Origin of the sequence: Salmonella sp. SAL03688, from assembly GCF_046551895.1 — a bacterium.
GTDB classification, from domain to species: domain Bacteria; phylum Pseudomonadota; class Gammaproteobacteria; order Enterobacterales; family Enterobacteriaceae; genus Salmonella; species Salmonella enterica.
In genome coordinates this window covers 13,516-26,616 of record NZ_JBGDVI010000012.1, presented here as the reverse complement: position 1 = coordinate 26,616, position 13,101 = coordinate 13,516, and the positions used below count along the sequence as shown (strand labels likewise).

The 13,101-nt window shown below is 56.7% G+C and carries 8 protein-coding genes; 7 read left to right on the top strand and 1 reads right to left on the bottom strand.

Going from position 1 to position 13,101, the window contains the following annotated elements:
- Positions 1–116 precede the first annotated feature (116 nt).
- On the top strand, positions 117–1,469 hold the full coding sequence (yegD, locus tag ACLJR2_RS13615) for a molecular chaperone (protein ID WP_000469629.1): 1,353 nt from the start codon (positions 117–119) through the stop codon (positions 1,467–1,469).
- A 98-nt stretch (positions 1,470–1,567) separates the two neighbouring features.
- Here yegD and ibsA read toward each other — a convergent pair whose 3' ends face one another.
- Positions 1,568–1,627: a type I toxin-antitoxin system Ibs family toxin gene (gene ibsA / locus ACLJR2_RS13610; RefSeq protein WP_001805500.1), complete on the bottom strand. Its 60-nt coding sequence runs from the start codon at positions 1,625–1,627 to the stop codon at positions 1,568–1,570.
- Positions 1,628–1,909: 282 nt separating this feature from the next.
- On the opposite strand from ibsA, the gene mdtA reads away from it, so the two are divergent.
- The 6 genes from mdtA to baeR are packed head-to-tail and all read left to right on the top strand — an operon-like array spanning position 1,910 to position 12,885.
- Complete coding sequence (gene mdtA, locus ACLJR2_RS13605; protein WP_000678823.1) at positions 1,910–3,151, top strand: multidrug efflux RND transporter subunit MdtA; 1,242 nt, start codon at positions 1,910–1,912, stop codon at positions 3,149–3,151.
- Positions 3,151–6,273: a multidrug efflux RND transporter permease subunit MdtB gene (mdtB, locus tag ACLJR2_RS13600; RefSeq protein ID WP_001533689.1), complete on the top strand. Its 3,123-nt coding sequence runs from the start codon at positions 3,151–3,153 to the stop codon at positions 6,271–6,273. Before mdtA ends, mdtB begins: the two co-directional genes overlap by 1 nt.
- Positions 6,274–9,354, top strand: coding sequence for a multidrug efflux RND transporter permease subunit MdtC (gene mdtC / locus ACLJR2_RS13595; protein WP_001533816.1), 3,081 nt, complete (start codon positions 6,274–6,276; stop codon positions 9,352–9,354).
- Complete coding sequence (locus ACLJR2_RS13590) at positions 9,351–10,763, top strand: MFS transporter (protein WP_000137818.1); 1,413 nt, start codon at positions 9,351–9,353, stop codon at positions 10,761–10,763. Before mdtC ends, ACLJR2_RS13590 begins: the two co-directional genes overlap by 4 nt.
- Positions 10,763–12,166 carry a two-component system sensor histidine kinase BaeS gene (gene baeS, locus ACLJR2_RS13585; protein WP_000870073.1) on the top strand — a complete coding sequence of 468 codons (1,404 nt, stop codon included), beginning with the start codon at positions 10,763–10,765 and terminating at the stop codon, positions 12,164–12,166. The genes ACLJR2_RS13590 and baeS overlap by 1 nt, the downstream gene beginning before the upstream one ends.
- Positions 12,163–12,885 (top strand): two-component system response regulator BaeR, encoded by a 723-nt coding sequence (baeR, locus tag ACLJR2_RS13580; protein WP_000137852.1) that lies wholly within the window; start codon positions 12,163–12,165, stop codon positions 12,883–12,885. Before baeS ends, baeR begins: the two co-directional genes overlap by 4 nt.
- Positions 12,886–13,101: the final 216 nt, after the last annotated feature.

The following is a 13,101-nucleotide window of genomic DNA, read 5'->3' as shown; positions in this document are numbered from 1 at the left end:
GACCTTTCAGCATAAACGCTAATCGCACGTAACGCCTTGCTTTCATATTCCAGTTGTCGCCGCGACGACATTTCGCTAAAGTCACGCCCCTTCTTCACTGGCATGGGGATTTTAAGGTGTTTATCGGATTTGATTACGGTACGGCAAACTGCTCGGTCGCCATTATGCGCGACGGGCATCCACAGTTGCTGACAATGGAGAATAACAGCGCATTACTGCCGTCTATGCTGTGCGCGCCGACGCGCGAAGCGGTGAGCGAGTGGCTGTATCGCCATCATGATGTGCCGGCAACGGACGAAGAAACCCAGGCGCTGCTACGCCGCGCGATACGCTACAACCGCGAGGAAGATATTGAGGTTGGCGCGCAAAGCGTACAGTTTGGTCTGGCGTCGCTGGCGCACTATATTGACGATCCCCAGGAGGTCTGGTTTGTCAAATCGCCGAAATCCTTTTTAGGCGCCAGCGGCCTGAAACCGCAGCAGGTCGCGCTGTTTGAAGATTTGGTCTGCGCCATGATGGTACATATTCGTCATACGGCGCACAGCCAATTGCCGGAGGCCATTACCCAGGCGGTAATCGGTCGCCCGATCAACTTTCAGGGACTGGGCGGCGATGACGCGAACCGCCAGGCGCAGGGTATTCTGGAGCGGGCGGCAAAACGCGCCGGTTTTCAGGAGGTGGTATTCCAGTATGAACCGGTTGCGGCGGGCCTGGACTACGAGGCTACGCTGCGGGAAGAGAAGCGTGTGCTTGTCGTGGATATTGGCGGCGGCACCACCGACTGTTCCATGCTGCTGATGGGGCCGCAGTGGCGTCAGCGCGCCGATCGTGAAAACAGCCTGTTGGGGCACAGCGGTTGCCGCGTGGGCGGAAACGATCTGGATATCGCGCTGGCCTTTAAAAATCTGATGCCTTTGCTGGGCATGGGCGGCGAAACCGAAAAAGGTATCGCCCTGCCGGTGCTGCCATGGTGGAACGCCGTCGCGATTAACGACGTCCCGGCGCAAAGCGATTTTTACAGTAGCGCGAATGGTCGTCTGTTGAACGATTTGGTTCGCAACGCGCGTGAAGCAGACAAGGTCGCGTTGCTGCTCAAGGTCTGGCGTCAGCGGCTTAGTTACCGCCTGGTACGCTGCGCGGAAGAGAGCAAAATCGCCCTTTCCGGCCAGGCGGATGTTACGGCGAGGCTGCCATTTATCAGCGACGACCTGGCGGTCGCTATCAGCCAGCAAGGACTGGAAGCGGCGCTGGATCAACCGCTGACGCGTATTCTGGAACAGGTGCAACTGGCGCTGGACAGCGCGCAGGAAAAACCGGATGTCATCTATCTGACCGGCGGCAGCGCCCGTTCGCCATTGATTAAAAAAGCGCTTTCCGAACAGTTACCGGGCATACCCGTCGCTGGCGGCGATGATTTCGGCTCCGTCACCGCAGGACTGGCTCGCTGGGCAGAGGTCGTTTTCCGCTAAGCGCCTCGCAAGCCCAGCGCTGATGGATTGACATTATTCTTGATGTGGCTTAACGTCAGGAGTGAGGGTTAGGGAGGATTCCTCCTCCCCCTGGTGTCTTAGTAAGCCTGGAAGCTAATCACTAAGAGTATCACCAGTATGATGACTACCTTCATCATAACCCTTTCCTTATTTTGGCCCCTTCCTCGGGAGGGGCTTTCCCGTTTCAGCGTCCTGCTGAAATCGGTGGCTTATCTTCATTGCCGTGCCGCCACTTTACCGCACTCCGGCGCGTTAACGATTTTCACCGATGAGAGTTGCGTAGCGCCTCGCAAAGCGGGCCGCCATTCAGAATAATCCCGACCGTGTTCCATAATTCCTCCATTTTTCTCCCTTCCCTGCTGACTACAATAGAGGGAGCAACATTCCGCAAAACGTTTCAGGATGAGAAACTTATACCGATGAAAGGCAGTAATACTTTCCGCTGGGCAATAGCGATTGGGGTTGTAGTGGCCGCCGCCGCATTCTGGTTCTGGCATAGCCGTAGCGAAAGCCCGACCGCCGCGCCGGGCGTCGCCGCGCAAGCGCCGTATACCGCCGCCGCAGGTCGCCGCGGTATGCGCGACGGCCCTCTGGCGCCGGTACAGGCCGCGACCGCGACCACGCAAGCCGTACCGCGCTATCTGAGCGGGCTGGGTACCGTGACCGCCGCGAATACCGTTACGGTGCGTAGCCGCGTGGACGGTCAACTCATCGCCCTGCACTTTCAGGAAGGTCAGCAGGTCAACGCAGGCGATCTGCTGGCGCAAATCGATCCCAGCCAGTTTAAGGTCGCCCTGGCGCAGGCTCAGGGACAGTTGGCGAAAGATAACGCTACGCTGGCGAATGCGCGTCGTGATCTGGCGCGCTATCAACAACTGGCAAAAACCAATCTGGTTTCCCGTCAGGAACTGGATGCGCAACAGGCGCTGGTCAACGAAACCCAGGGAACCATTAAAGCGGATGAAGCCAATGTCGCCAGCGCGCAGTTACAGCTCGACTGGAGTCGTATCACGGCCCCGGTCTCGGGACGCGTGGGTCTGAAACAGGTGGATGTCGGCAACCAGATTTCCAGCAGCGATACCGCAGGTATTGTCGTCATTACGCAAACGCACCCGATTGATCTCATTTTTACTCTGCCGGAAAGCGATATCGCGACCGTAGTTCAGGCGCAGAAAGCGGGGAAAACGCTGGTCGTAGAAGCCTGGGATCGGACTAACTCGCACAAATTGAGCGAAGGTGTGTTGCTCAGTCTGGACAACCAGATTGATCCCACGACGGGAACGATCAAAATTAAAGCGCGCTTTACCAATCAGGACGATACGCTGTTCCCCAATCAATTTGTGAACGCCCGGATGCTGGTCGATACCGAACAAAATGCCGTTGTGGTGCCTGCCGCGGCGGTGCAAATGGGCAATGAGGGCCACTTTGTGTGGGTGCTGAACGACGAAAATAACGTCAGCAAGAAGCGGGTAAAAATCGGTATTCAGGATAACCAAAACGTGGTGATCAGCGCAGGCTTGTCGGCAGGCGATCGCGTCGTTACCGATGGTATTGATCGGCTGACGGAAGGCGCAAAAGTCGAGGTTGTTGAGCCGCAAACCACCATGGCGGATGAAAAATCCCCTTCCCGCCATGAAGGTCAAAAAGGAGCGCGCGCCTGATGCAGGTATTACCTCCGGGCAGCACGGGCGGCCCCTCGCGTCTGTTTATTCTGCGCCCCGTGGCCACCACTCTGCTGATGGCGGCGATTTTACTCGCCGGGATTATCGGCTATCGCTTCCTGCCCGTCGCCGCTTTGCCGGAGGTCGACTACCCCACTATTCAGGTTGTTACGCTCTACCCTGGCGCCAGCCCGGATGTCATGACCTCCGCCGTCACCGCGCCGCTTGAGCGCCAGTTCGGCCAGATGTCAGGACTGAAGCAGATGTCGTCGCAAAGTTCCGGCGGCGCATCGGTGGTGACGCTACAGTTTCAGTTGACGCTGCCGCTGGACGTTGCCGAGCAGGAAGTACAGGCGGCGATTAACGCAGCCACCAATTTATTGCCTTCCGACCTGCCGAATCCGCCGATTTATAGCAAAGTCAATCCGGCGGACCCGCCGATTATGACGCTTGCAGTCACCTCAAACGCAATGCCGATGACCCAGGTAGAGGACATGGTAGAAACCCGCGTGGCGCAGAAGATCTCGCAGGTCTCCGGCGTCGGACTGGTGACGCTTGCCGGCGGGCAGCGCCCTGCGGTACGCGTAAAACTGAATGCTCAGGCTGTCGCCGCGCTCGGTCTGACCAGCGAAACGGTCCGTACCGCAATTACCGGCGCCAACGTCAACTCGGCGAAAGGCAGTCTGGATGGCCCCGAACGGGCGGTGACGCTTTCTGCTAACGATCAGATGCAGTCTGCCGACGAATACCGCAGGCTTATCATCGCGTATCAAAACGGCGCGCCGGTACGGCTGGGCGATGTCGCCACCGTCGAACAGGGGGCGGAAAATAGCTGGCTCGGCGCATGGGCGAATCAAGCGCCGGCTATCGTGATGAATGTTCAACGCCAGCCTGGCGCCAATATCATTGCGACAGCGGACAGCATTCGCCAGATGCTGCCCCAACTTACCGAAAGCCTGCCGAAATCGGTGAAGGTCACGGTCCTGTCCGATCGCACCACCAATATTCGCGCTTCCGTGCGCGATACCCAGTTTGAACTGATGCTGGCGATCGCGCTGGTCGTCATGATTATCTATCTGTTTTTACGTAATATTCCTGCCACAATTATTCCCGGCGTCGCCGTACCGCTGTCGCTTATCGGCACCTTTGCGGTGATGGTATTTTTGGATTTTTCCATTAATAACCTGACGCTGATGGCGCTCACTATCGCCACGGGTTTCGTGGTGGACGATGCGATTGTGGTGATCGAGAACATCTCGCGCTACATCGAAAAAGGAGAAAAACCGCTGGCGGCGGCGCTCAAAGGCGCGGGCGAAATCGGCTTTACCATTATTTCCCTCACCTTTTCACTGATTGCGGTGCTGATCCCGTTGCTCTTTATGGGCGATATTGTTGGTCGACTGTTCCGCGAATTTGCGGTGACGTTGGCGGTAGCGATTTTAATCTCCGCCGTCGTCTCTTTGACGCTCACGCCCATGATGTGCGCGCGTATGCTCAGCCAGCAATCTCTGCGTAAACAAAACCGCTTTTCCCGCGCCTGCGAGCGGATGTTTGACCGCGTGATCGCCAGCTACGGACGCGGATTAGCGAAAGTGCTCAACCATCCGTGGCTTACATTGAGCGTGGCATTCGCCACGCTCCTGCTCAGCGTTATGCTGTGGATAGTCATTCCGAAAGGATTCTTTCCGGTACAGGATAACGGCATTATCCAGGGGACGCTGCAGGCGCCGCAAGCGTCATCGTATGCCAGTATGGCGCAACGTCAGCGCCAGGTGGCGGAGCGGATATTACAGGACCCGGCGGTGCAAAGCCTGACGACTTTTGTTGGCGTAGACGGCGCTAACCCCACGCTCAATAGCGCGCGCCTGCAAATTAACCTCAAGCCGCTGGATGCGCGTGATGACCGCGTGCAGCAGGTGATCTCCCGGCTGCAAACCGCCGTGGCGACGATTCCCGGCGTGGCGCTGTATCTCCAGCCGACGCAGGATTTAACCATCGACACGCAGGTCAGCCGCACGCAGTATCAGTTTACCCTGCAGGCCACGACGCTCGATGCGCTCAGCCACTGGGTGCCAAAACTGCAGAACGCGCTACAGTCGTTACCACAGCTTTCCGAGGTAAGCAGCGACTGGCAAGATCGGGGATTAGCGGCCTGGGTGAATGTCGACCGCGACAGCGCCAGCCGTTTGGGTATCAGCATGGCGGATGTGGATAACGCGCTCTACAACGCGTTCGGACAACGCCTGATTTCAACGATTTATACCCAGGCGAACCAGTACCGCGTCGTACTGGAACATAATACCGCCAGCACGCCGGGCCTGGCGGCGCTGGAGACGATTCGCCTGACGAGCCGCGACGGCGGCACCGTACCGCTCAGCGCGATTGCCCGCATTGAGCAGCGCTTCGCTCCGCTCTCCATCAATCATTTAGATCAGTTCCCGGTTACGACATTTTCGTTTAACGTGCCGGAGGGCTATTCGCTCGGCGATGCGGTGCAGGCGATTCTCGATACGGAAAAAACGCTCGCCCTGCCAGCGGATATTACAACGCAGTTTCAGGGCAGTACGCTCGCCTTCCAGGCGGCTCTGGGCAGCACCGTCTGGCTTATTGTCGCCGCCGTGGTGGCGATGTATATCGTGCTCGGCGTGCTGTATGAGAGTTTTATCCATCCGATCACGATTCTCTCAACGCTGCCTACGGCGGGCGTCGGCGCGCTGCTGGCGCTGATCATCGCTGGTAGCGAGCTCGATATTATCGCCATTATCGGCATTATTTTGCTGATCGGCATCGTGAAGAAAAACGCCATCATGATGATTGACTTCGCCCTCGCCGCCGAACGCGAACAGGGGATGAGTCCGCGCGACGCTATCTTCCAGGCCTGTCTGCTGCGTTTTCGACCGATTCTGATGACCACGCTGGCGGCGTTGCTCGGGGCATTGCCATTAATGTTGAGTACCGGCGTTGGCGCGGAATTACGTCGCCCGTTGGGGATCGCGATGGTAGGCGGCTTACTGGTCAGCCAGGTATTAACTCTGTTTACCACACCGGTGATTTATCTCCTGTTTGACCGCCTGTCGCTGTACGTGAAAAGTCGCTTTCCGCGCCATAAAGAGGAGGCGTAGATGCGCTTTTTCGCCCTTTTCATCTACCGCCCGGTCGCCACCATTTTGATTGCCGCCGCCATTACGCTGTGCGGCATTCTGGGCTTTCGTCTGCTGCCGGTCGCCCCGCTGCCGCAGGTCGATTTCCCGGTGATTATGGTTAGCGCCTCGCTACCGGGCGCCTCGCCGGAAACCATGGCTTCGTCGGTGGCGACGCCGTTGGAACGTTCTTTGGGACGCATTGCAGGCGTCAATGAAATGACCTCCAGCAGCTCGCTCGGTAGTACGCGCATTATTCTCGAATTTAATTTCGATCGTGATATTAACGGCGCGGCGCGCGACGTGCAGGCCGCCATTAACGCCGCGCAAAGCTTGTTGCCAGGCGGAATGCCCAGCCGCCCGACTTATCGCAAGGCCAACCCGTCCGACGCGCCGATTATGATTTTAACGCTCACCTCGGAGAGCTGGTCACAGGGCAAACTGTATGATTTCGCCTCTACCCAACTGGCGCAAACCATCGCGCAAATTAACGGCGTCGGCGATGTTGACGTCGGCGGCAGCTCCCTGCCCGCGGTACGTGTAGGCTTAAACCCGCAGGCGCTCTTTAACCAGGGCGTCTCGCTGGATGAGGTCCGCGAAGCGATCGACAGCGCCAACGTACGCCAACCGCAAGGCGCAATTGAAGATAGCGTCCACCGCTGGCAAATCCAGACCAACGACGAACTGAAAACCGCCGCCGAATACCAGCCGCTGATTATTCACTATAACAACGGCGCGGCGGTACGCCTGGGCGACGTCGCCAGCGTCACCGACTCGGTGCAGGATGTCCGTAACGCCGGGATGACGAACGCTAAACCCGCTATTTTGTTGATGATACGCAAGCTGCCGGAGGCCAACATTATTCAGACGGTCGACGGCATCCGGGCAAAACTGCCGGAACTGCGGGCAATGATCCCCGCCGCTATCGATTTACAAATCGCCCAGGATCGTTCGCCGACGATTCGCGCGTCGCTGCAAGAGGTAGAAGAGACGCTGGCTATCTCTGTCGCGCTGGTGATCCTGGTGGTGTTTTTATTCCTGCGTTCCGGGCGCGCCACGCTAATCCCCGCTGTCGCCGTTCCCGTTTCGCTCATCGGCACCTTCGCCGCCATGTATCTGTGCGGCTTCAGCCTCAACAATCTGTCGCTGATGGCGCTGACTATCGCGACCGGATTTGTCGTTGATGATGCCATTGTGGTGCTGGAAAATATCGCCCGCCATCTGGAGGCGGGAATGAAACCTTTGCAGGCGGCATTACAGGGTACGCGAGAAGTCGGGTTTACGGTCATCTCCATGAGTCTGTCGCTGGTGGCGGTATTTCTGCCGCTGCTGTTAATGGGCGGTCTGCCAGGGCGATTATTACGGGAATTCGCCGTTACCCTCTCGGTGGCGATTGGCATTTCGCTGGTGGTTTCGCTCACGCTGACGCCGATGATGTGCGGCTGGATGCTTAAATCAAGCAAACCGCGCACCCAACCGCGTAAACGGGGCGTTGGCCGTTTGCTGGTAGCTTTGCAACAGGGTTACGGCACGTCGTTAAAATGGGTGCTTAACCATACGCGTCTTGTCGGGGTGGTTTTTCTTGGCACCGTTGCGCTGAACATCTGGCTTTATATCGCCATCCCTAAAACATTCTTTCCGGAGCAGGACACCGGCGTGTTGATGGGCGGTATTCAGGCTGACCAGAGCATCTCTTTCCAGGCCATGCGCGGCAAACTGCAGGATTTTATGAAAATTATTCGCGACGATCCGGCGGTGAATAATGTCACTGGTTTTACCGGCGGCTCGCGGGTGAATAGCGGCATGATGTTTATCACGCTGAAGCCGCGCGGCGAGCGCAAAGAGACGGCGCAGCAAATCATTGACCGACTGCGGGTCAAACTGGCAAAAGAACCCGGCGCCAGGCTGTTTCTGATGGCGGTACAGGATATTCGCGTCGGCGGGCGGCAGGCTAACGCCAGTTACCAATATACATTGTTGTCTGACTCTCTGGCGGCGCTGCGCGAGTGGGAGCCGAAAATACGCAAAGCGCTCTCGGCCCTGCCGCAACTGGCGGACGTAAACTCCGACCAGCAAGATAACGGCGCGGAGATGAACCTTATCTACGACCGCGACACCATGTCACGACTGGGCATTGATGTTCAGGCCGCAAACAGTCTGTTAAATAATGCTTTCGGCCAGCGGCAAATTTCCACCATTTATCAGCCGATGAACCAGTATAAAGTGGTGATGGAAGTCGATCCGCGCTATAGCCAGGATATCAGCGCGCTGGAGAAAATGTTTGTTATCAACCGCGACGGAAAAGCGATCCCCCTCTCTTATTTCGCCCAATGGCGGCCCGCCAATGCGCCGCTGTCGGTGAACCATCAGGGACTTTCCGCGGCGTCCACGATTGCCTTTAACCTGCCGACCGACACATCGTTATCGCAGGCGACGGAGGCCATTAATCGCACCATGACGCAGCTTGGCGTCCCCCCGACGGTACGCGGCAGTTTTTCCGGAACGGCGCAAGTCTTCCAGCAGACCATGAATTCACAGCTTATTTTGATAGTGGCGGCGATCGCTACCGTCTACATTGTGCTGGGGATACTGTACGAAAGCTACGTCCATCCGCTGACCATTCTCTCTACTCTGCCATCGGCGGGCGTTGGGGCGCTTCTGGCGCTGGAACTCTTCAATGCCCCTTTCAGCCTAATCGCCCTGATAGGGATCATGCTATTAATTGGCATTGTGAAGAAAAACGCCATTATGATGGTCGATTTTGCGCTTGAAGCGCAACGAAGCGGCGGCCTGACGCCGGAACAAGCCATTTTCCAGGCCTGCTCGTTACGCTTCCGTCCAATAATGATGACCACGCTGGCGGCGCTGTTCGGCGCACTGCCATTGGTGTTATCTGGCGGAGACGGTTCGGAATTACGGCAGCCGCTGGGGATAACCATTGTCGGCGGTTTGGTCATGAGCCAGCTCCTGACGCTCTATACCACGCCGGTGGTGTACCTCTTTTTCGACCGTCTGCGGCTGCGTTTTTCGCGTAAAAATAGCAAACCGATAGTAGAGATATGACAGAACTTCCTGACAACACCCGCTGGCAACTCTGGATTGTGGCATTCGGCTTTTTTATGCAGTCGCTGGATACCACCATCGTCAACACTGCGCTGCCCTCCATGGCGAAAAGCCTGGGGGAAAGCCCGCTGCATATGCACATGGTAGTGGTGTCATATGTTCTTACCGTCGCCGTGATGCTCCCCGCCAGCGGCTGGCTGGCAGATAAAATCGGCGTGCGTAATATCTTCTTTGCCGCCATTGTGCTGTTCACGCTGGGTTCGCTGTTTTGCGCCCTTTCCGGCACGCTTAATCAACTGGTATTAGCGCGGGTTTTACAAGGCGTAGGCGGCGCGATGATGGTGCCGGTCGGACGCCTGACGGTCATGAAAATCGTGCCGCGCGCGCAATATATGGCGGCGATGACCTTCGTCACCCTACCGGGACAGATCGGGCCGTTACTCGGCCCCGCGCTGGGCGGGGTGCTGGTGGAATATGCTTCATGGCACTGGATCTTTCTGATCAATATCCCGGTGGGAATTGTCGGCGCTATGGCGACCTTTATGCTGATGCCAAACTACACCATAGAGACCCGGCGCTTTGATCTGCCGGGGTTCCTGCTGTTAGCTATCGGCATGGCGGTACTCACGCTGGCGCTGGACGGTAGTAAAAGCATGGGGATTTCGCCCTGGACATTAGCCGGACTTGCTGCGGGCGGCGCGGCAGCCATTCTGCTCTATCTCTTCCATGCCAAAAAAAACTCAGGCGCGTTATTCAGCCTGCGATTGTTCCGCACGCCCACGTTTTCACTGGGGTTGCTGGGCAGTTTTGCCGGGCGTATCGGCAGCGGTATGCTGCCGTTTATGACGCCGGTCTTTTTACAAATTGGTCTTGGTTTTTCACCGTTTCATGCCGGTTTGATGATGATTCCCATGGTGCTGGGCAGCATGGGAATGAAGCGGATTGTGGTGCAGATAGTTAACCGTTTTGGCTATCGTCGGGTTCTGGTGGCGACCACGCTCGGACTGGCATTGGTTAGCCTGTTGTTTATGTCGGTCGCGCTGCTCGGCTGGTATTATCTCCTGCCGCTGGTACTGCTTTTGCAGGGAATGGTGAACTCGGCGCGCTTTTCTTCCATGAATACCTTAACGCTAAAAGACCTTCCCGATACGCTGGCCAGCAGCGGCAATAGCTTATTATCGATGATTATGCAGCTCTCGATGAGTATCGGCGTCACTATTGCCGGAATGCTGCTGGGTATGTTTGGCCAACAGCATATCGGGATAGACAGTAGCGCCACACATCACGTCTTTATGTACACCTGGTTATGTATGGCGGTTATTATCGCGCTACCGGCGATAATTTTTGCCCGCGTGCCGAACGATACACAGCAAAACATGGTCATTTCACGGCGTAAAAGGAGCCTGTAATGAAAGTCTGGCGGCCCGGAATCACCGGCAAGCTGTTTCTGGCGATCTTCGCCACCTGCATCGTGCTGCTGATCAGTATGCATTGGGCCGTGCGCGTCAGTTTTGAACGCGGATTTATTGACTATATCAAACACGGCAACGAGCAGCGGCTACAAATGCTGGGCGATGCGCTGGGCGACCAGTACCAGCAACACGGCAACTGGCGTTTTTTACGCAACAACGATCGCTTCGTTTTCCAGATTCTGCGTTCATTTGAGCATGACAACGACCGCGATAAACCCGGCCCCGGTATGCCGCCGCACGGTTGGCGCACCCAGTTCTGGGTCGTCGATCAAAATGGCCGGGTGCTGGTCGGCCCACGCGGTCCGGTGCCGCATGACGGTACTCGCCGCCCCATTCTGGTCAATGGCGCCGAAGTCGGCGCGATTATCGCCTCTCCTGTCGAGCGGCTGACGCGCAATACGGATATTAATTTTGATATGCAGCAGCGGCGCGCCAGTTGGATGATCGTGGCGTTATCAACGTTGCTGGCCGCGCTGGCGACGTTTTTGCTGGCGCGTGGCCTGCTCGCCCCGGTCAAACGGTTGGTCGAGGGTACGCACAGACTGGCGGCGGGGGATTTTACCACGCGCGTGACCCCAACCAGCGCCGATGAGCTGGGAAAACTGGCGCAAGACTTTAACCAGCTTGCCAGCACGCTGGAAAAAAACCAGCAGATGCGCCGCGACTTTATGGCGGATATTTCCCACGAACTGCGCACGCCGCTGGCGGTATTGCGCGGCGAACTTGAAGCCATTCAGGATGGCGTTCGCCAGTTCACGCCAGAATCGGTTACCTCGCTACAGGCGGAAGTCGGTACGCTTACCAAACTGGTTGACGACCTGCATCAGCTGTCGTTGTCTGACGAGGGCGCGCTGGCTTACCAAAAAACGACCGTCGATCTTGTTCCCCTGTTGGAAGTCGCTGGCGGCGCGTTCAGAGAGCGCTTTACCAGCCGGGGGCTAACGTTACATTACGCGTTGCCGGATAGCATGACCGTCTTCGGCGACCCGGATCGCCTGATGCAACTGTTTAATAATCTACTGGAAAACAGTCTGCGCTACACCGACAGCGGCGGCGGCCTGCATATTTCCGCCGAACAACGCGACAAATCATTATTCCTGACCTTTGCCGATTCTGCACCGGGCGTCAGCGATGAGCAGTTACAAAAGCTTTTTGACCGTTTTTACCGCACGGAAGTGTCCCGTAACCGCGCCAGCGGCGGTTCTGGACTGGGGCTGGCGATATGCGTCAATATTGTACACGCGCATAACGGTCATCTTCACGCCGCTCATTCGCCTTTTGGCGGGGTTAGCATTACAGTAGAGTTACCGCTGGATCGCGATTTACAGAGAGAAGTATGACTGAATTACCCATTGATGAAAACACGCCACGCATTTTGATTGTTGAAGATGAACCCAAGCTGGGTCAGCTGCTTATTGACTACTTACGCGCGGCGAGTTACGCCCCCACGCTCATCAATCATGGCGACAAGGTACTGCCGTATGTGCGTCAAACGCCGCCGGATCTAATCCTGCTGGATCTGATGCTGCCGGGTACCGATGGTCTGACGCTATGCCGGGAGATTCGCCGTTTTTCCGACATCCCCATTGTGATGGTCACAGCCAAAATTGAAGAGATCGACCGGCTGCTGGGGCTGGAGATCGGCGCCGATGATTATATCTGTAAACCTTACAGCCCGCGCGAAGTCGTGGCCCGCGTGAAAACCATTTTGCGCCGCTGTAAACCGCAGCGCGAACTCCAGCAGCAGGATGCCGAAAGCCCGTTAATGATTGATGAAAGCCGCTTTCAGGCCTCCTGGTGTGGTAAAGCGCTGGATTTAACCCCCGCTGAATTCCGCCTGCTAAAAACCTTATCGCTTGAACCGGGTAAAGTTTTTTCCCGCGAGCAGTTGTTAAACCACCTCTACGACGACTACCGTGTGGTGACCGATCGTACTATCGACAGCCACATTAAAAACCTGCGCCGCAAGCTGGAATCGCTGGATGCCGAACAGTCATTTATCCGCGCGGTCTACGGGGTGGGATATCGCTGGGAAGCGGATGCGTGTCACCTGGTATAATGATTATTGGCATAACAATAACAAGGTCGTAAGACGATATTTTCCGCCAACGCTATTCTGGCGGAATTAACACACAGTCCTCTTTCCTTTGGCCGAGCGGTATCCCGAAAACCATGACGAACGCGATCGGGGACAATAAATTATTTGGCCGCTCTTTTTAGTTTACCGATATACTGTGAGTAGTTTTTTAAACTTATTGCGCATTAATTCATTAAG

What these genes read in the sequence shown, in the direction of transcription:
- ACLJR2_RS13590 (WP_000137818.1), top strand. Translation starts at nt 9,351, where the DNA reads ATGACAGAACTTCCTGACAACACCCGCTGGCAACTCTGGATTGTGGCA.
- baeS (WP_000870073.1), top strand. Translation starts at nt 10,763, where the DNA reads ATGAAAGTCTGGCGGCCCGGAATCACCGGCAAGCTGTTTCTGGCGATC.
- mdtB (WP_001533689.1), top strand. Translation starts at nt 3,151, where the DNA reads ATGCAGGTATTACCTCCGGGCAGCACGGGCGGCCCCTCGCGTCTGTTT.
- mdtA (WP_000678823.1), top strand. Translation starts at nt 1,910, where the DNA reads ATGAAAGGCAGTAATACTTTCCGCTGGGCAATAGCGATTGGGGTTGTA.
- mdtC (WP_001533816.1), top strand. Translation starts at nt 6,274, where the DNA reads ATGCGCTTTTTCGCCCTTTTCATCTACCGCCCGGTCGCCACCATTTTG.
- baeR (WP_000137852.1), top strand. Translation starts at nt 12,163, where the DNA reads ATGACTGAATTACCCATTGATGAAAACACGCCACGCATTTTGATTGTT.